Origin of the sequence: Acholeplasma hippikon, from assembly GCF_900660755.1 — a bacterium.
Classification (GTDB): domain Bacteria; phylum Bacillota_I; class Bacilli_A; order Acholeplasmatales; family Acholeplasmataceae; genus Acholeplasma; species Acholeplasma hippikon.
The window spans coordinates 653,213-671,838 of the sequence record NZ_LR215050.1 but is presented as its reverse complement, the minus strand read 5'-3'; the positions used below and the strand labels follow the sequence as shown (position 1 = coordinate 671,838).

General features: G+C 30.7%; 17 protein-coding genes. 15 read left to right on the top strand and 2 right to left on the bottom strand.

The window, feature by feature from the left end; genetic code table 11:
* The first annotated feature begins 132 nt into the window (after positions 1-132).
* The 12 genes from thrS to obgE all read left to right on the top strand — a co-directional run bounded on the left by thrS (position 133) and on the right by obgE (position 11,443).
* Entirely contained in the window at positions 133-2,061 is a 1,929-nt protein-coding gene (gene thrS / locus EXC59_RS03270) for a threonine--tRNA ligase (protein ID WP_035369199.1), read from the top strand.
* 120 nt (positions 2,062-2,181) lie between these two features.
* Positions 2,182-3,087, top strand: coding sequence for an ABC transporter ATP-binding protein (locus EXC59_RS03265; RefSeq protein ID WP_035369201.1), 906 nt, complete (start codon positions 2,182-2,184; stop codon positions 3,085-3,087).
* The gene (locus EXC59_RS03260; RefSeq protein WP_162163996.1) at positions 3,074-4,438 is read left to right on the top strand and encodes an ABC transporter permease; all 1,365 of its coding nucleotides are present in this window, start codon (positions 3,074-3,076) and stop codon (positions 4,436-4,438) included. Before EXC59_RS03265 ends, EXC59_RS03260 begins: the two co-directional genes overlap by 14 nt.
* Complete coding sequence (locus EXC59_RS03255; RefSeq protein ID WP_035369205.1) at positions 4,431-5,420, top strand: P-loop NTPase; 990 nt, start codon at positions 4,431-4,433, stop codon at positions 5,418-5,420. The genes EXC59_RS03260 and EXC59_RS03255 overlap by 8 nt, the downstream gene beginning before the upstream one ends.
* Before the next feature lie 15 nt (positions 5,421-5,435).
* The gene (locus EXC59_RS03250) at positions 5,436-6,710 is read left to right on the top strand and encodes a hypothetical protein (RefSeq protein WP_035369207.1); all 1,275 of its coding nucleotides are present in this window, start codon (positions 5,436-5,438) and stop codon (positions 6,708-6,710) included.
* Positions 6,710-7,399: a DUF6320 domain-containing protein gene (locus EXC59_RS03245; protein WP_035369210.1), complete on the top strand. Its 690-nt coding sequence runs from the start codon at positions 6,710-6,712 to the stop codon at positions 7,397-7,399. Before EXC59_RS03250 ends, EXC59_RS03245 begins: the two co-directional genes overlap by 1 nt.
* Before the next feature lie 49 nt (positions 7,400-7,448).
* A complete protein-coding gene (locus tag EXC59_RS03240) occupies positions 7,449-8,096 on the top strand; it encodes a JAB domain-containing protein (protein ID WP_162163997.1) in 648 nt (215 codons plus the stop codon).
* Positions 8,097-8,125: 29 nt separating this feature from the next.
* The gene (locus EXC59_RS03235; RefSeq protein ID WP_084145183.1) at positions 8,126-9,061 is read left to right on the top strand and encodes a DUF697 domain-containing protein; all 936 of its coding nucleotides are present in this window, start codon (positions 8,126-8,128) and stop codon (positions 9,059-9,061) included.
* Between the two features lie 166 nt (positions 9,062-9,227).
* A complete protein-coding gene (rplU, locus tag EXC59_RS03230; protein ID WP_035369215.1) occupies positions 9,228-9,527 on the top strand; it encodes a 50S ribosomal protein L21 in 300 nt (99 codons plus the stop codon).
* A gap of 2 nt (positions 9,528-9,529) precedes the next feature.
* Positions 9,530-9,844 carry a ribosomal-processing cysteine protease Prp gene (locus EXC59_RS03225; RefSeq protein WP_035369217.1) on the top strand — a complete coding sequence of 105 codons (315 nt, stop codon included), beginning with the start codon at positions 9,530-9,532 and terminating at the stop codon, positions 9,842-9,844.
* 2 nt (positions 9,845-9,846) lie between these two features.
* The gene (rpmA, locus tag EXC59_RS03220; RefSeq protein WP_035369219.1) at positions 9,847-10,125 is read left to right on the top strand and encodes a 50S ribosomal protein L27; all 279 of its coding nucleotides are present in this window, start codon (positions 9,847-9,849) and stop codon (positions 10,123-10,125) included.
* A 58-nt stretch (positions 10,126-10,183) separates the two neighbouring features.
* Positions 10,184-11,443, top strand: coding sequence for a GTPase ObgE (gene obgE, locus EXC59_RS03215; RefSeq protein WP_035369222.1), 1,260 nt, complete (start codon positions 10,184-10,186; stop codon positions 11,441-11,443).
* A gap of 60 nt (positions 11,444-11,503) precedes the next feature.
* Here obgE and EXC59_RS03210 read toward each other — a convergent pair whose 3' ends face one another.
* Complete coding sequence (locus EXC59_RS03210) at positions 11,504-15,073, bottom strand: hypothetical protein (RefSeq protein WP_035369224.1); 3,570 nt, start codon at positions 15,071-15,073, stop codon at positions 11,504-11,506.
* 88 nt (positions 15,074-15,161) lie between these two features.
* Between EXC59_RS03210 and ruvA the strand changes: the two genes are divergently transcribed.
* From ruvA to queA, 3 genes are read left to right on the top strand one after another with little or no spacing between them, the layout of a single operon-like run.
* Positions 15,162-15,719: a Holliday junction branch migration protein RuvA gene (ruvA, locus tag EXC59_RS03205; RefSeq protein WP_035369225.1), complete on the top strand. Its 558-nt coding sequence runs from the start codon at positions 15,162-15,164 to the stop codon at positions 15,717-15,719.
* Positions 15,720-15,728: 9 nt separating this feature from the next.
* Positions 15,729-16,736, top strand: coding sequence for a Holliday junction branch migration DNA helicase RuvB (gene ruvB, locus EXC59_RS03200; protein ID WP_162163998.1), 1,008 nt, complete (start codon positions 15,729-15,731; stop codon positions 16,734-16,736).
* The gene (gene queA, locus EXC59_RS03195) at positions 16,733-17,752 is read left to right on the top strand and encodes a tRNA preQ1(34) S-adenosylmethionine ribosyltransferase-isomerase QueA (RefSeq protein WP_035369230.1); all 1,020 of its coding nucleotides are present in this window, start codon (positions 16,733-16,735) and stop codon (positions 17,750-17,752) included. The genes ruvB and queA overlap by 4 nt, the downstream gene beginning before the upstream one ends.
* Here queA and EXC59_RS03190 read toward each other — a convergent pair.
* Entirely contained in the window at positions 17,745-18,578 is an 834-nt protein-coding gene (locus EXC59_RS03190; protein ID WP_035369232.1) for an undecaprenyl-diphosphate phosphatase, read from the bottom strand. The two genes, queA and EXC59_RS03190, sit on opposite strands and share 8 nt — an antisense overlap.
* Positions 18,579-18,626: the final 48 nt, after the last annotated feature.

The following is an 18,626-nucleotide window of genomic DNA, read 5'->3' as shown; positions in this document are numbered from 1 at the left end:
TGCGATAAAGGTTACTTAGAGTGCCACGATTGATATCGTGGAAATAAGGTGGTACCGCGGAAACTTTGCATTTTCGTCCTTGCATAATTTTTTAGTATATGCAAGGATTTTTATTTTAAATGGAGGAATACTATGATTAAAATTACTTTTCCAGATGGAAGCGTAAAAGAATTTAATAAAGGCATCAAAGTTTTTGAAGTTGCTCAAAGTTTATCAGTGAGTTTAGCTAAGAAAATTGTTGCTGCAAAATACAATGATCATTTAATTGAAATTTCTAGAAAATTAAATGAAGATGGAAAATTAGTGTTATTTACCGAAGAAGATAAAGAATCTTTTGAAGCTTTAAACCACTCAGCAGCGCACCTTTTAGCGCAAGCAATTAAAAATTTATTCCCACACGCTAAGTTCGGAGTAGGACCTGCAATTGAAGAAGGTTTTTACTATGATGTTGATTTTGGTCAAGATCCATTCTCAGATCAACGTTTAGGCGATATTGAAAAAGAAATGAAACGTCTTGTTAAACAAGATTACAAAATTGAACGCCAAGATGTATCATATGAAGAAGCTAAAGAAATCTTTAAGAACGATGAATATAAATTAGAATTAATTGAACAATATAAAGGTGATGGTTTATCAGTTTATCGTCAAGGTGATTTTGTTGATCTTTGTCGTGGTGGACACGTTCCTTCAACACGTTATATCAAAAACTTCAAATTATTATCAATTGCTGGTGCATACTGGAGAGGTGATGCTAAGAATAAACAATTAGTACGTATCTATGGGGTTGCCTTCTTTAAAGAAGAAGATTTAGCAAATCACTTAAATATGTTAGAAGAAAGAAAACAACGCGACCACAGAAAGATTGGTAAAGAATTAGATATCTTCATGGTAAATAATGAAGTAGGGTCTGGTTTACCATTCTGGTTACCAAAAGGTGCTACAGTAAGAAGAATTATTGAACGTTACATTGTTGATAAAGAAATCGAATTAGGTTACTTACACGTTTATACTCCAATTATGGCTAATGTTGAATTCTATAAACGAAGCGGACACTGGGATCATTATCATGAAAACATGTATCCTCCAATGGATTTAGGGGATGGAGAAATGTTAGTTCTACGTCCAATGAACTGTCCTCACCATATGATGATTTATAAGAAAGATTTACACTCATATCGTGAATTACCAATTCGTATTGCAGAACTTGGTATGATGCATCGATATGAAAAATCCGGAGCATTATCAGGTTTACAACGTGTACGTGAAATGACTTTAAATGATGCACATATTTTCGTACGTCCTGACCAAATCGAAGATGAATTCAAACGTGTTGTTAACTTAATTGTTGAAGTTTATAAAGACTTTAGAATTAAAGACTTCTCATTCCGTTTAAGCTATCGTGACCCAGAAAATACAGAAAAGTATTTTGATGATGACGATATGTGGAATAAAGCAGAAAGTCAATTAAAGAAAGTTATGGATGACTTAGGTTTACCATATAAAGAAGCAATTGGTGAAGCTGCATTCTACGGTCCAAAACTTGATATTCAAGTAAAAACAGCTTTAGGTATGGAAGAAACATTATCAACTATTCAATTAGACTTCTTATTACCACAACGTTTTGATTTAACATACGTTGGTGAAGATGGTAAGAATGATCATCGTCCAGTTGTTATCCACCGTGGTGTTGTATCAACTATGGAACGTTTCGTTGCATACTTACTGGAAGAGTATAAAGGTGCATTCCCAACTTGGTTAGCACCAGTTCAAGTGAAATTAATTCCAGTTTCAATTGAAGCACATGGTAACTATGTTAAAGAATTACATGAAAAATTAGCTAAGGCTGGATTTAGAGTTGAATCAGACTTTAGAAACGAAAAACTAGGTTATAAGATTAGAGAAGCCCAAACTATGAAGGTTCCTTACCAATTAGTTGTTGGTGATCAAGAAGTATTAGGTAAATCTGTAACTTATCGTCAATACGGTTCACAAGAACAAGTGAGTGTTTCTGTGGATGAATTTATCCAACTACTACAAAAAGCAATTCAAGAAAAGAAATAAATGTGAAATAGCCTATACATATGTATAGGTTATTTTTTATTTGGTTTAGATAAGTATTTCTATGGTAAGATAATATTAAGAAAATTATACGAAAATAATCTATTAAGTGGGGTATGCAAAATGCTAGAAGTAAAGGATGTAACACTTAAATATGGCGACTTTGTTGCAGTAGAGAATCTTTCTTTTGAGGTTAATAAAGGAGAAATTTTTGGATTACTTGGTACCAATGGTGCTGGTAAAACAACAACCTTTAGAACCATTATGGGTCTACTTTATCCTTCTAAAGGTTATGTGAAGTATGATGGCGAATTTGTAAGCTATGATACAGTCGATCGTATTGGCTATATGATTGAAGAGCGTAGTTTACTAACTAAACTTACCGTTAAAGACTTGATGTTATATTTTGGTCAACTTAAAAATGTAGATGCAAAAACAATTCTAGAACGTTTAGATTATTGGTTAAAACGTTTTGACATTGAAAATTATAAAAATAAAAAAATTAAAGAACTATCAAAAGGGAATCAACAAAAGATTCAGTTTATTTCAGCATTAATCAATGAACCAAGTTTATTAGTGCTTGATGAGCCTTTTTCAGGTTTAGATGTAATTAATATGGAATTATTTGTTGAGGTAATTAAAGAGTACAAAGAAAAAGGTTGCACAATTATTTTCTCAAGTCACCAAATTGATCATGTTGAAAGTTTTTGTGAACGCTTAGTCATTTTACAAAAAGGTAAGACGGTTTTATCAGGATTAATAAAGGACATTAAAAAGGAATTTAAAAAACACACCATAAAGTTAATTGCAGATGGTATTGAAAAAGATAAACTTAAAGCAATCAAAGGTGTTTATGATGTTATTGAAAACTCAAATCAGTGGATTGTTAAAGTCGAAAATGAGGCCAATGCAATGGATGTTTTTGAGTATGTGAAAACATTGAACAATATTCAAAAGTTTGAAGTTGAGGAAGCGTCATTAAGTGAAATCTTTATCGCAAAGGCAGGTAAGAAGTATGAAGAAGCTTAAGTTCTTAGTTAAATACGGCGTAAAAAAACGTTTAGTTAGTAAAGCTTTCTTAATTGCTAATGCTGTCATTGCAGTCATCATGATTGGGATTATGTTAGTACCATCAATTATGGGTTCAGTGGGTAGTCAATTAACTAAAATAGATGATGAGATTGTGATTGTCAATCATTCAACTTATGATGAAGGTGATAAAGACTTTACAGCATATATTAAAAACTACATTAGTAGTTATATTGGCGCTTATATGATGGTGGATAATGTGACATATATTGAAAGTGATTTAGTCCCACCACTTGATTATTACACGCAAAAACATACTGAAGATGGACTTGTTTATTTATATCGTGAATTAATTGAACCATCATTAGATCCAAATGATGTGAATAACTATGTGATTAAAGCAAAAGTTTATGACACAAAAATGAATTCAGTTTTAAAAACTGCTTTAGAAGCAAGCCTAAAAGAACTTAACCGTATTAAATACATGTTAGATAACAATGTAGATAATGCTTTAATTATAGATTTAGTTCCTGAATATGTAGAAAATCCAGCCTCAGGTGGAGGTATTTCAGAGTTACTAGTGGGCTTAGCACCAATTGCGGTCATCCCATTATTTATTTTAATTACCTTCGCAGTGCAAGGTATTGGAATGGAAATTATTGATGAAAAATCAACAAAAGCAATTGAAATCATTATTGCCTCTGTTAAACCGACAACGCACTATGTAGCAAAAATTGCCTCTATTATCATTTTCCAAATCATTCAAATGGCAATGATTCTAACATATGCACTCATAGGACTAGGCTTAAATGCGTTTGTTAATGGAGTGTCAGGTGGTAGCGAGACATGGAGTGCACTTTTAGGTGATATCGCTCCAATGATAGTGCCAGTCGTTAGTTTAGTATTTATTTGTGCAATTTTAGGTGCTACATTATATGCAATTTTAGGTGCATTTATTGGTTCGATTTCATTAAACCAAGAAGATTATCAACAAACCCAAACACCTTTAATGTTATTAATGACAGCAGGGTATTTAGGTTCAATGCTTGCAGGATTAAGCCAGTCTGGCTTGTTATTATCAATTTTTACTTATATTCCGTTCTTCGCACCATTATCTATCCCAATTACTTATTTAATGGGCTATATTTCATTATTTGAAGCGATTGTAGGGATTGTTGTGTTAATCGCATCAGTATTTGTCTTAGGGTTGTTAATCGCACCACTTTATAAGGCAAGTATCTTATCTTATGATCAATCCAAACTATTTAAGCGTATGAAGAATGCGTATAAAAATGCAAAAGCATTAGAAGCAAACAAGAGAATGTATGAGGAAAATAATTTAGATGAATGAATTAGATTTAAAAAACTTTTTAGAAACATTAATTGATCCAACCTTAAAGTTGGATTTTAAGACTGCAGGAAGTTTGATTGATTTAAAGGTAACTGAAGATAATATTGTTGAATTGGTAGTTGCCTTAAAAAATCGTAAACGTGATGAATCACAAATAAAATTAGAAATTGCAAGAGCAGTTAAAATTAAATTTGGTTATCCAGGTTTAAGAATTGACTTTATTGACTCTAAATATAGTGTTGAAGAAAAGAAAATTAAGTATATTGGAGTGATTTCTGGTAAGGGTGGTGTTGGTAAATCAACCGTATCAGCTAACCTTGCAAAAGCAATGCAACGCTTAGGTAAAAAAGTAGGCGTTATTGATGCAGATATTTATGGTTCAAGTTTACCAAGTATTTTTAAACTTCCAATTGAACCACTATCAACAACAGAAGATGATGAAATTATTCCAGCAGATGCAGATGGTATTCAAGTGATTTCACCGGAGTTTTTCATGCCAAAGAATCAGCCTTTAATGTGGCGTGGTCCAATGTTAGGGAAACTCTTAACGCATTTCTTTGAAAATGTTGTTTGGGATGATGAAATTGAAGTCATTATCATTGACTTACCACCTGGAACAGGTGATGTACCACTAGATATTCATACCTTTGTACCAGATGCAAAGATGATTTTAGTAACAACACCACATCCAAATGCCAGCCATGTGGCTTTAAAAGCAGGATTAGGTGCTAAAGAAATGGGACATGAAATTATTGGTGTTGTTGAAAATATGAGTTATTACTATAATGAAGCAGCTAAATCAAAAGATTTTATCTTTGGTGAAGGTGGAGCAAAATTAGTGACAGATGCCCTAAATGTACCATTATTAATTCAAATTCCAATTAATCAACCATTAAATAAAGATTCATATTTATTTAGTTTAGAAGATATGAATGGTAAACTATACTTATCCTTAGCTAAGGAAATCCTATCAAAATTTTAAAAATGAGGTTTTAATGTGGCTAAATTACAAAAGTATTATGATCTAGACAATGCTGCTAAAATCTTTCCAGTCGTTGCCAATGAATCAAGAACATATATGTTTCGCATCTCTGTGGTCTTTAAAGAAGAAATCAATAGGGAAGTTTTAGTAGAAGCGTTGGTAAAAACAACTAAACGTTTTAGACACATGAATGTTCGCTTAAGAAGAGGACTCTTTTGGCATTTCTATGAAGAAAATAAAAAAAATCCAATACTTTATGAAGATACTGGATATGTCAATGAATTTTTATATTTTAGAGAAAATAATGATTTTCTTTTTAGGACAATGTATTATAAACAACGTCTAACGGTTGAATATTTCCACGCCTTAACTGATGGAAAAGGTGCTTTAGAATTTATTAATTCCTTAGCATTTGAATACTTAAATTTATTAGGTAAAGAAATTGAACCTGAAGGGTTAATTAAGACAATTGATAGTTTAGGTAATTATCAAGAAATTGAAGATCAGTTTAAAAAGTTATATCATAAGAAAAAAATAAAAAAGGCTAAAGAACCGAAAGCACATCACTTAAAGGGAACAAATTATGCAAATAACTATAATGCAGTTATGCATCTATATTTAAGTGTAGAAAAAATGAAAGCAGTTGTTAAAGCATATAATTGTACAGTGACAGAGTTTTTCGCTGCAAGTTTAATTTTAGCTGCAAAACGTAGTGGTGGATTAGATAAATATAAACACTTATTTAGATTATTTATACCGGTTAATATGCGTCAATATTTCCCAAGCGTAACGATGCGTAATTTCATCAGTTACTTTAGAATCAATTATGATTTAAATCAAAATGATTTAAAGTTAGAACAAGTCATTACGGATGTTAAACGTATGATGAAAGAAGAACTTAATGTTGAACGTATGATAGATCAAATTGTAGAAAACGTTAAGATTGAAAAAAATTTCTTATTACGTGCAGTACCACTTCCGGTTAAGGTAGTTGCGATGCGCAGTGCATATGGTATTGTTGGTGAGGCATTAAATTCATATGTCATTTCAAATCTTGGCAAAGTAACAATTCCTAAGAAAATGGAATCTTTCATTAGTCACTATCAATTTATCATCACACCATCGAATGATACGCCTAAAGTAGCGGCTGTAATTAGTTATCAAGATACTTTATGTATTTCATTTATTTCAAAGATTGTTGAACGAGAATTTGAACAAGCGTTTGTTAAAATTTTAAGTGAAAATGGCTTAAGTATGCAAATTGAAGCCAATAACTGGGAGGTATTATAATGAAGTATTGTAAGCATTGTAATCTTTACCATGAAGAAAACCATAAGATATGTATCGTTTGTGGAAATAACTTAGTTGAAAAAGCATTTGAAACAAATTTAGTTACACCAGGATACCCAGAAGTACAAGTGAATAGAAAAAAACCGAATATTCCAGCAAGGGTATTGATCTTAATCGGTATTGTTGTTTCTTTAATCAGTGTAGTCATCAATATTTTAACCTTTAAAGATACAAAAATTATGTGGAGTATTATTGTTGTTGGTTCATTATTTTATGTTTATTTATTAATTAAGCAAGTGATTATTTCAAAACGTGATTATTCTACAAAAACACTTAAACAAGTGATTATTGTCAGTTTAATCTTACTTATTTTAGATTATGCAACCGCATATAAAGCGTGGGCAATAACGTATGCGATTCCCCTTGTCTTAGTAGGGACAACAGCATTCTTGCCGATTGTTGTTGCCTCAATGCCTAAGAAGTATTATATGCATGTAAGAAATTTATTTTGGTTAATTATTTTAAATCTTATTTATGCAGCAATTGCATTCTTTAGTTCGTGGACACTAGAAGGTGTTTATTGGACTGGAGCGATGACTTTAATTGCAGGTTTTACTTTATTTAGTGCAATGCTCTTATTCGCGCCAAAAGTAACGTATCAAGAATTAGTGAAATTCTTCCATATTTAAAAGTTAAAATGATCCTTTTTATCTACTATATGATAGAAAGGATTTTTTTATGGACAAAAAGAGATTAGAAGAAATGATGTTAAGTGGAGGTATTAAAGGTTTAAGTCAAAGAGAATTACTCACCTTATTATTAGAAGAAGAAAATGAATTAAAAGCAATTGAAATCTTAGATTATTTTGAAAAAATTCAAAAATTAAGGTTATTAACTTTAGATGATTTAAATAGTGGATTTAACTTAACTAAAAAACAAAAATTAAAAATGCTTTTGACTACTGAGTTAGCAAATCGCATATATCAACGTGAATTTGATAAAAGAAAATCTTTATTTAATAGTGAAGATGTTTATGAATTAATTAAAAATGAAATGGAGTATTTAGATAAAGAAACACTCAGTATTATAATTTTAGACATTAAAGGAAAAATCTTAAAAAAAGAGATGATTTATATGGGAACAACCACATCAATTCCTGTATCTGTTAAAGAAATATTTACAACGCCTATCAAGTTAAGAGCATATGGAATGATTCTTATTCATAATCATCCAACTGGCGATGCGAAGCCATCAATTGCAGATGATAAGCTTACGCAAAAGATTATGGATGCAAGTCAAATACTATCAGTTGAGACAATCGATCATATTATTGTTGGAAAAGATGAATTTTACTCGTATAAAAATAAGAAATTATTTAAAATTTGATATAATAATCCCATAAGGGATGTGAATGAATGAAGAAAGAATCAACAGTTAAATTATGGTATCTTACAGCCATCGGCGTGATACTTATTATATTGATGATGATTACAGCGTCAGTATTACAAATAGGGGAACAATTAAAATCGATTCATCCGTACGTGCCATACGCATTTTATGGCATTGCTGTTTTATTAACTTATTTCTTGATTGTTAAACCGGTGTTAATTATTTTATTCTCACCAACATTCTCAATTGAGACAACACTTGATAACGAGCCTGAAAAAGAATATAAGGTGTTAAAAAGAGTTGCTAAAAGATTAATGGACCGCAAAGATTTACCAGAAGTATTCCAAGACAACTTAGAAAAAGCATATCACGATCCAAAGTTATTACGTGATGCGTTAAATACTGTTTACAACAAACACATTAAAAGACAAATCAATAAAACAATTCGTAACCATGCAAAAACTGTGATGGTTTCAACAGCAATTTCACAAAATGGTAGATTAGATTTCATTACGGTAATTGTTGTAAATATTAGAATGATTAAAGATTTAGTTGTTTTATGTGGATTTAGACCAAGTTACAAGAACTTAGCTAAATTAGTGATTAACGTATTTACAACGGCATTAATTGCTGAAGGATTAGAAAATATTAATATATCAGATATCTTACCGCAATCAACAATGAACATGTTAGGTGAAATTCCACTCATTAAGCCAATCATGTCAAGTGTGCTTGATGGGGTATCCAATGCATTACTCACACTAAGAATTGGTATTGTTACTAGAAAATACTTATTTGATGACTCAGGTGAAGCAACCAAAGAAAAAATTCGTTTTGGTGCATTAGTAGAAGCAGCTAAACACTTACCTTTAGTCATTGCAGATGGACTCTATATTTTCCCTAAAACAGTCATGAATTTATTTGGAAAACAAAAGAAAACAGTTGATCCAGAGTGGGAATAAATCAAGTAATTTATGTTTTTTTAATAAATATATAATATTTACTTGACAAAAATATAGGAATCATATAAAATCATATAGGCGTTGTACCACATAGAAAAGGTCTTAAAAGTCGAATGACTACCTTAATAGTGAGTCTTCAAAATATTAATAAGGAGGGAACACAGACATGTTTGCAATTATCGTAACAGGCGGTAAACAAATTAAAGTAACTGAAGGACAAGAAATCTACGTTGAAAAATTAGACGTTGAAGCTGGTGAAACTTACGAATTCACAGAAGTTTTAGCTACAGATTCTAAAGTAGGTCATCCATTCGTTTCAGGAGCTAAAGTTGTTGCTGAAGTAGTTAAAAAAGGTAAACAAAAGAAGATTATTGTTTTCAAATACAAGAGAAGAAAAAACTATCGTAGAAAACAAGGTCACAGACAACCATACACTAAGTTAGTTGTTAAATCAATCATTGGCTAATTATGATTAAGTATAAAGTCAAAAAAAATGATGATCATATCGAAACAATTAAAGTAGAGGGTCATGCATTATTTGGAGCATACGGTACAGATATCGTATGTGCATCCGTTTCGACAGGCTTAATAATGACAGCAAATGCAATCGAGATTTTAGGATATAAGGATAAAATCTCTCTTAAAGTCGAAGAAGGATTCTTCGAATTACAGGTTCTTCAAACTAATTCAATTATTGAAGGTTTGCTGAACAATTTAGTTTACACATTAAATGAGCTTGAAGCTCAGTATCGTACTTATATTAAATATCAAAAGGAGGCATAACGATGTTAAAGTTAAATATTCAGTTATTCGCATCTAAAAAAGGTGTTGGGTCATCTAAAAACGGACGTGACTCTAATGCTCAACGTTTAGGTCAAAAATTATCTGACGGACAATTCGCAACAGCTGGATCAATCATCTATCGCCAAAGAGGAACTAAAATTCATCCAGGCACAAATGTTGGTCGCGGTTCAGACGACACTTTATTCGCTAAAGTGGCTGGAATCGTAAAATACGAACGTAAGGGTAAAGACCGTACTCAAGTATCAGTTTACGCAGCTTAATTCAAAGGGTAATTTATTACCCTTTTTTATTGTATAATTATCATAGGAGTTGATATATATGAGTCTATTTGTCGATGAAGTCGTCGTAGAAGTTAAAGCCGGCCGTGGTGGAAACGGTAAAGTAGCATTTAGAAGAGAAGCACACGTTGAATTTGGCGGTCCATTCGGTGGAAATGGCGGTAATGGTGGTAATATTTATTTTGTTGGTGATGAAGGTAAAAATACCTTAATCGACTTAAAGTATAATCGTCATATTCGTGCCCAACATGGTGCGAACGGGGAAATTAAGGGTATGCATGGTGCAAACGCAGAACATACTTATGTAAGAGTACCATTAGGAACAATTGTATATGATGAAAAGAATAATTTAATCGGTGAAGTACTATATCATGGTCAAGAACTACTTGTCGCTAAAGGCGGTAAGGGTGGACGTGGTAATATTGCCTTTGCAACAAATAAAAACCAAGCTCCCGACTTCGCAGAACAAGGCGACCCAGGTCAAACCTTTAGAGCTAAAGTTGAACTTCAAGTCTTAGCTGATGTTGGATTACTTGGTTACCCATCTGTTGGTAAATCTACTTTAATTTCATCTATTTCAAACGCCAAAGCTAAGATTGCTCCATATCCATTTACAACGCTATCTCCTCAATTAGGAATGGTTAGAGTGGATGAAGATGAGTTTGTTGTTGCAGACTTACCTGGTTTAATCGAATATGCGCACTTAGGTGTTGGATTAGGTATCCAATTCTTAAAACACGTTGAACGTTGCCGTGTCTTATTACACATCGTTTCAATGGAAAGTGAAGATCCATATAAAGATTACTTAACAATTAATAATGAACTTGTTCAATATGATGAAGCATTAAAAGATAGAGTTCAAATTGTAGTAGCTAACAAAATGGATACAGAAGACGCAGAAGAAAAATTAAAAGAATTTGAATCAAAATTAAATGGTATTAAAGTATTCCCTATCTCTGCATTAAATAGAGAAGGATTAATGGCTTTAAAATATGAAATTATTCGTGTCTTAAAGACAATTCCTAAATTTGAACCTAAACAAATTACTAAAGTTTATGAATTTAATGAAAATAAAGATTCAGACTTTGTGATTACTAAAGGTGACGATGGTATCTTTGATATTACAGGTGAGAAAGTATTTATTTTATTCAACCGTACGGACTTTAATAATGAGTCAGCTGTTAAACGTTTTGCGCGTCAATTAAGAGGTATAGGTATTGATGAAGCACTTCGTGAAGCAGGGGTTCAAAACGGGGATATTGTAAGAATCTTCTCATACGAATTCGAATACTTAGAATAATAGAAATGACATAAAGTCATTTCTTTTTTTTCAAAAAAAAATGAGTCTATATGACTCATTTTATAATTTTAAGGCTCTAATTTTATATTGATAACTCTTCTTCGCATCTTTAAGTTCACGTTGTTTTTTGCGCTTTTCAATTTTATCAATTTGAAGTGCAATTTGTTTACTCTTTTTCGCTTCCTCTTGGATTAAAGTGTTATGTTTTAGATATAAAGCATGAAGTTCATTTGTTAAATGTTCAATCTTTCTTGTACAATTTTGATCATTTTTCTGATGTTGCTCTTTAAGTTGTTGAAGTTTTTCTTTTAACTGTTCTTTAAGTTTAGCATCAGTTTGATTAAAACGAGTAAAGAGTAGATTATTTTTAACTTTTGTTGATTCTTCTAATTGTTTTAAATTCTTTTGTTTTTGATCAATAGCGTCAGTTGCTTTTTGAACATTACGTAAGTACTGTTCGTGTGTACGAACTAAGTTCTTTTGGTGATCAGCTTTCATTTGATCAATAGCTGATTTAAGGTTATCATCAATTAAAAGAAGTTCATTCTTAAGTTTTTCTTCTGTTGCCATAATTTGCGATTCAAGTAGTTTAATATCCGCTCTTAAATCGTTAATTTTAGGCTGTTTTTCCTTGTTGATGTTTAATGATAAGGTCTTAATGTAAGTTTGTTCTTCATGTTTTAATGTGTTTAAATTTTGATTGTGGCGAATGATTTGTTGATTTTTTAAGAACTTAAGATTAGCAATCTTTTTCTTATTCAATACCATATTCTTCTGAAGTAATTTTTGATAATTATCTTTCAATGTATTTTGTTCAAGATTTAGTTTATCAAAAACTTGAATACTATATTTAAGTAGGTCTTGATAGAAGAAGTTTGCTTGACGTTCAAAGTTGTCTTCAACACGTTGGAATGACTTTTGAGCATCCTTAATTAAATCATCTGTTAAATAGAGTGGCTGATTTAATTTAGTTGTTAAAACTAAAACTTTATTCTCATAAGCATTAAATAAATTTGTAAGTTTCTTCATGAAGTTTTGGTAAAAACTTAATTGTTCAAAATATACTTTCGCATCAAGTTGTTGTTTCGCATGAAGATTTTTCTTATCAAGTTCAAATTTATCTTTAAGCATGAGGCGTTGTTGTTCAATTTTATCAATAGGTTTTTTATGACGTTCAATCTCTTTTTCTAGGTTGTTCATCTCAATTTCAATTGAGTTGATTTGGCGAACGAGCGAGTCAATTTCATTTTGATGTTGTCTTTGTCCTTTTCGGGTTGATTCTTCCGATTTTAATACTTCAATTTTATTGATGTTAGATTGGATTTTATCAACATTATTACCTAATACTTGGATTTGATAATCAATCTTTTTAATACTATTTTCAATTTGACGTTGATCTTCATCTAAATCTTGTAACTTAGTATTTAATTCTTCTTCAAGTTCTTGGACTAATGATTGATATTTTTGACCTGTAATATCATTAATTTTTATTTCATGGAAATTCTTTATATCAAGTAAGAAATCATCTTTAGCTTGTTCTTGAACGATACGTAAATCTTTAAAAATTTCATTATTTAAATTGATAAATACTTTAACATCCTCTGGATGTGCAGGAAGTTGGTATAACTTAACTAACTTAAGCATTAAGTGATGTTGAATATTATAGATTAAGAAGATTTGATTAAATAAGTGATCAATTCTTGAATGAATAACATTTAAATCTTTACTTAATAATCCAACATCGCGATTAACTACTTCAAGGTTTTCAGTTAAAAGCAGTCTTTCTTCTTCAAATGATAAATCAAATTTTAACACTTCAACATCGGTATTTAAGTCTTTATCATAGAATGTATGAAGGGCTTGTTTCTCTTTTTGAAGATAGTTAATTTGAGTTTCTATCTCACTACGTTTTAGTGCATAGTTTAATTCAGCTAACTTTTCATTTAAAGTATTCGTTTCTATGATAAGGTTAGTTTTTAATTCTTGATTTTTAATTTGTTGGTCTCGAATGACATTTTCTTTTTCAATTCCTAGTTGTTGAGTGATTGCATATACACTACGTAGGTGATCAAGTAGAAGACGCTCTTTATCTAACATTAATTTTTGTTCGAGTTTAAAAATCTGAAGTTTATAATCTAAATTATCTTCTTTAAATTGATAGTGATTTAAATGATAGTTTGTATCATTAGATAATAAATTAACATCACGCTCTGACATCGCATTATCGGAAGCTAGCGATGTTTCAAGTGGAGATATTAATTCAATTTGTTCAATATCTAATTGTTCAACATCATGATCAAAAGTGATTTTTAATTTCTTTTGATTCACATCATTTTCTTTTAATTTATTTTGATAATTTAAATAGTTGTTGTAGTTTTGAAGTTTAAAGTTTAAACCTAAAACCTTTTCTTCAATGCGCCAATCAGTCATTTCTTCAATAAACTTAGCTTCAGCTAATGAAAGTAGTTCATATTGTTCTTTAGACTTTTGAAGATTTTCTTTATTGGTGCGTAAAATTTGTTTATTTAACTCATTATCCTGTTGACGTAGCTTTTTATTACGTTCTTTATTTAATAAAGTTCTTTCTTGTTCAGATAAACCAATCAGTTTTTCATTATGTTCTTTTTGGCTTTCCATTCTTTCTTTTGCAAGATATTCTTTATACGCAGAAAGTTTAGAGTTTAATAAAGTAATGTGTTCAGTTGATTCTCTAATGATTTTTTGTTTAGCATGATTAAAGTTTTCTACAATATTTTCATATTTTTCTTTATGAAGTGATAACTTTTCATCATACTCTTTTTGAATGATTTCAGAGTTTGCTTGATATTCAGCTTCAATAATTGAAAGAAGTTGTTGTAAGGGCTCTATTTGGTTATTGAAATCATTGGTTAATTTGTTAAGTTTATCATTACGTTTTTTCTTAATTGAATCGACTTTCTTATTGAAAGCCATTGATTGTTGATGATACTCATTTTTAATACTTAAATATTTTGAGTCACTTTGTTCACGGTATTCGTTTTTAACAATTTGAATTTTAGACTTTTCTTCTAAGACACCCATTTCAAATTCTTTAATTTTTTGATTATAAGATTCTTCCATATGTTTAAAACGAGATTCAATTTTGTTGAGGTCCTGATTGTAGTTTAATTCAATTTGAGCAATTGATTTTGAACTATCTTTTTTGATTTCCAAGATAGTTTTTTCAATATAAGACAAATCTTTAGACTTATTGATTTCATTTGCTGATAAGATTTCGTCAAATGCAGTTTTTGCGTCTAATAAATCTTGTTCAAGTTTATTAATAGTTGTCTTAATTTCCTCATCGATTAAAACTAAGGATTCAGATTTTACACGTTTTAAATTATCAATTTTATGTTTAACTTCATCTTTATAATGTTCAAAACTATCATAAAGAATATCGATTTTAGCATCATGAATTTTCTTAATATTATTTTGAGAATTGAATGTTTCATTTAATACGTTATTGTGAGCAGTAGTGAAAGACAAAAATTCTACCTCTAAATTAGAAAGTAGATTCGTAATATCATCTGTAATTTGTTTATATTTTTTATCTTTTTCTGCAAAGCTATTTAACATAGAAATCGCTTCACCAATAAACTTAAAGTCCATTTACTCACCATCCAAATTTATTATAACATAATAAAGTAGCGAAAAAATGTTATAATAACTAAGAAATACAAAATTAAGGATGTAGACTATGTACGGATATATTAAAGGAATCGTTAAAAAGGTTTCACCAGAACATATTATTGTTGAAAATAATGGGATTGGTTACTTAATCATTTCTCCTGTTCCATACCAATATCTCGTAGGAAGTGATGTTGTTGTTTACACACATTACCATGTTCGTGAGGATGCAATCTTACTTTACGGGTTTAAAGATGAAGAAACGTTAAGTTTATTTCAAAAATTAATCAGTGTATCAGGAATTGGACCTAAGAGTGCATTAAGTATTGTTGCATATGATGATTCTAGACGTATTGTTGATGCTATTGAGTCTGGTGATGCGAAGTATTTAACGAAATTCCCAGGAATTGGTAATAAATCAGCCTCACAAATTATCTTAGATTTAAAAGGTAAATTAGTGACTGAACCAGATGCAAGATTAGTAGATGATAATACAAGTGATATCATTGCTGCTTTACAAGCCTTAGGTTATAACAGAACAGAAATTAATAAAGCAATAAAACATATTAATGTTGACCAACCAGTTGATCAAGCATTAAAAGAAGCACTTGCATATTTATTAAAGTAGGTATAAAACATGGATGAAAATATCTCAGTTATTAGAGATTTAAGTAAAGAAGATGATGAACTTCTTTTAAGACCGCAAAAACTTAATCAATATATTGGGCAAGCAAACATTAAAGAAATGTTATCCATTTATATTCAAGCAGCGTTAAAACGTAATGAATCATTAGACCATATTTTACTTTATGGTGCACCAGGGTTAGGGAAAACAACCTTAGCACAAATTATCGCAAATGAACTCGGAGTAAATATTAAAATTACATCAGGTCCTGCAATTGAAAAAACTGGGGATTTAGCTGCGCTTTTAACCACGCTAAAACATGGTGATGTTTTATTTATTGACGAAATTCATCGTTTACCTCGTTTTGTTGAAGAAGTATTATATTCAGCAATGGAAGATTATGTTTTAGATATTGTCTTAGATAAAGATCGCGATTCAAGAAGTATTCGTATTGAGTTACCTCCTTTTACATTAATTGGGGCAACCACACGTTTTGGTGATTTATCTCACCCATTACGTGATCGTTTTGGAGCGACATTACGCTTAAGTTATTACACACAAGAAGAACTAGCACAAATTGTTAGTCGTACAGCAAACGTTTATCAAAATGATATTGAAGAAGAAGCTGTTAAAGAACTAGCAAAACGCAGTCGTGGTACACCACGTATTGCCAATCGTTTATTTAGACGTGTAAGGGATTTTGCTGAAATTATGTCTGATGGTGTAATTACACATGATATTACCAATCTTGCGTTAACTAAATTGGGGATTGATTCAAGAGGTCTTGATCATTCAGATTACTTATACTTAAAGGGTATTGTTGAAAGATTTAATGGGGGACCAGTAGGATTAGAATCAATTGCGTCTACAATTGGTGAGGAACCAGGCACAATTGAAGATGTATTTGAACCATATTTATTACAGGAAGGGTATATTAAAAGAACACCTAGAGGTAGGGTTGCAACCGAATTAGCCTATAGTGTTCTTGGTAAAAAATATTACAAAGGTTTATTAGATTGAAAATAGAATTATTTGACTTTAACTTACCGGATGAATTAATTGCACAACATCCAATGGAAAAACGTGATCATTCACGACTATTTGTCATTGATAGAAAAACAGATGAACGTCGCCATAAACATTTTTATGATATCGTAGATGAATTAACAGAAAATGATGTACTTGTAATGAATAACACAAAGGTTATTCCAGCAAGATTAATTGGTGAAAAAGAAGATACCAAAGCGGGGATTGAAGTCTTACTTTTAAAAGAGATAAAACCCGGTGTATGGGAAGCATTAACTAAACCGGCAAAAAGAATAAAAGTAGGTACGGTAGTATCATTTGGTAATGGTTTATTAAAGATGCAATGCATTGAAGAACGTGAAGAAGGTATTCGTGTTTATCAAGCGATTTATGAGGGAATTTTCTTAGAGGTTTTAGATAAATTAGGTACGATGCCACTACCACCTTATATTACGGAAAAATTAACTGATCAATCAAGATATCAAACAGTTTATGCGGCAAACCCTGGTAGTGCAGCAGCACCAACTGCTGGACTTCATTTCACAAAAGAATTACTTCAAAAAATAAAAGAAAAAGGTGTTGAAATTATAGAAGTTACTCTACATGTCGGGTTAGGTACATTTAGACCAGTTCAAGTAGATGATACGAATCAACACCATATGCATAATGAATCATATGAAATTACTGAGTATGCAGCCGAACGTTTAAACTTAGCTGTGAAAAATAAGAAAAATATTGTAGCAGTAGGTACAACCTCAGTTAGAACATTAGAATCTAATTATCATAACGGATTTACTGCAGGACATTTTGATACTGCAATCTTTATCCATCCAGGATATAAGTTTAAAGCTGTTGGATCAATTATTACAAACTTTCATTTACCTAAATCGACACTTATTATGTTGATTTCAGCATTCTACGATAGAGAAAAGATTTTAGATTGTTATCGTGAAGCAATAGAAAAAAACTATCGCTTCTTCTCATTCGGCGATAGTATGTTCCTTAAATAAATAGATATAATGTAATTGATAAGGTTCCAACAATAAATGCATAAATTGAGAACCAAATTAAATTTTTCACTTGCACGTATTTGTTCATTACGCGTACAGTAAGTAGTGAGAATAAGAAACTAAAGATAAATGCTAATACAAATCCTGGGATATCTATGACACCAGGATTTTTAATTGCTTCATAAAGTCCTAATAATGAAACAGGCACACTAACCAATATGTATGCTAAGAAAGAGAAGCGTAATACCTTTTTAAGTTCAACTTTTTGACTTAACCCACCTACAATCGTAATACCAGAGCGAGATAATCCAGGTAGTGGAGCAAGTGCTTGGAAGAGACCAATAACGGTTGCATTTTTCCAAGTGATATCATTAATAAATTGCTTGTTTCTTAACATGAAAACAGTAAATAATAAAATTGATGTGACAATAAGTGAAATACCTGTAAATAATAGATTTGGTGTAAGATACTTATTGGCAATTAAACCAGTAATTCCAATTGGGATAACTGCTATACATAGTTTTAATGCATAAAAGAAGTTTTCCTTCTTTACACTATTTACTCTTTTTTCCTTTTTAAAAATAAAATCAAATGAATCGATAATTAAGTCTTTAATATCTTTAAAATAGAAGATAAATAGTGCAATGAATGATCCCATATTGGTAATCATTAATAATAGTTTAAGTTCTGATTCAATATCTTGTCCATTCATAAGTAGTGTTGAGAATAAAACAAGATGCCCAGAACTTGATACAGGGAATATTTCTGTTATCCCTTGGATAACTCCAAGTAAAATATATTTTAATAGTTCGACAATATAAGACATAAGTAGTAAACTCCTGAGTTTTTTATTGAACTCATTATAACATGAAAG

Coding starts and splice junctions, on each gene's coding strand:
- thrS (WP_035369199.1), top strand. CDS start 133: ATGATTAAAATTACTTTTCCAGATGGAAGCGTAAAAGAATTTAATAAA.
- EXC59_RS03265 (WP_035369201.1), top strand. CDS start 2,182: ATGCTAGAAGTAAAGGATGTAACACTTAAATATGGCGACTTTGTTGCA.
- EXC59_RS03260 (WP_162163996.1), top strand. CDS start 3,074: ATGAAGAAGCTTAAGTTCTTAGTTAAATACGGCGTAAAAAAACGTTTA.
- EXC59_RS03255 (WP_035369205.1), top strand. CDS start 4,431: ATGAATGAATTAGATTTAAAAAACTTTTTAGAAACATTAATTGATCCA.
- EXC59_RS03245 (WP_035369210.1), top strand. CDS start 6,710: ATGAAGTATTGTAAGCATTGTAATCTTTACCATGAAGAAAACCATAAG.
- EXC59_RS03240 (WP_162163997.1), top strand. CDS start 7,449: ATGGACAAAAAGAGATTAGAAGAAATGATGTTAAGTGGAGGTATTAAA.
- EXC59_RS03235 (WP_084145183.1), top strand. CDS start 8,126: ATGAAGAAAGAATCAACAGTTAAATTATGGTATCTTACAGCCATCGGC.
- rplU (WP_035369215.1), top strand. CDS start 9,228: ATGTTTGCAATTATCGTAACAGGCGGTAAACAAATTAAAGTAACTGAA.
- EXC59_RS03225 (WP_035369217.1), top strand. CDS start 9,530: ATGATTAAGTATAAAGTCAAAAAAAATGATGATCATATCGAAACAATT.
- rpmA (WP_035369219.1), top strand. CDS start 9,847: ATGTTAAAGTTAAATATTCAGTTATTCGCATCTAAAAAAGGTGTTGGG.
- obgE (WP_035369222.1), top strand. CDS start 10,184: ATGAGTCTATTTGTCGATGAAGTCGTCGTAGAAGTTAAAGCCGGCCGT.
- EXC59_RS03210 (WP_035369224.1), bottom strand. CDS start 15,073: ATGGACTTTAAGTTTATTGGTGAAGCGATTTCTATGTTAAATAGCTTT.
- ruvA (WP_035369225.1), top strand. CDS start 15,162: ATGTACGGATATATTAAAGGAATCGTTAAAAAGGTTTCACCAGAACAT.
- ruvB (WP_162163998.1), top strand. CDS start 15,729: ATGGATGAAAATATCTCAGTTATTAGAGATTTAAGTAAAGAAGATGAT.
- EXC59_RS03190 (WP_035369232.1), bottom strand. CDS start 18,578: ATGTCTTATATTGTCGAACTATTAAAATATATTTTACTTGGAGTTATC.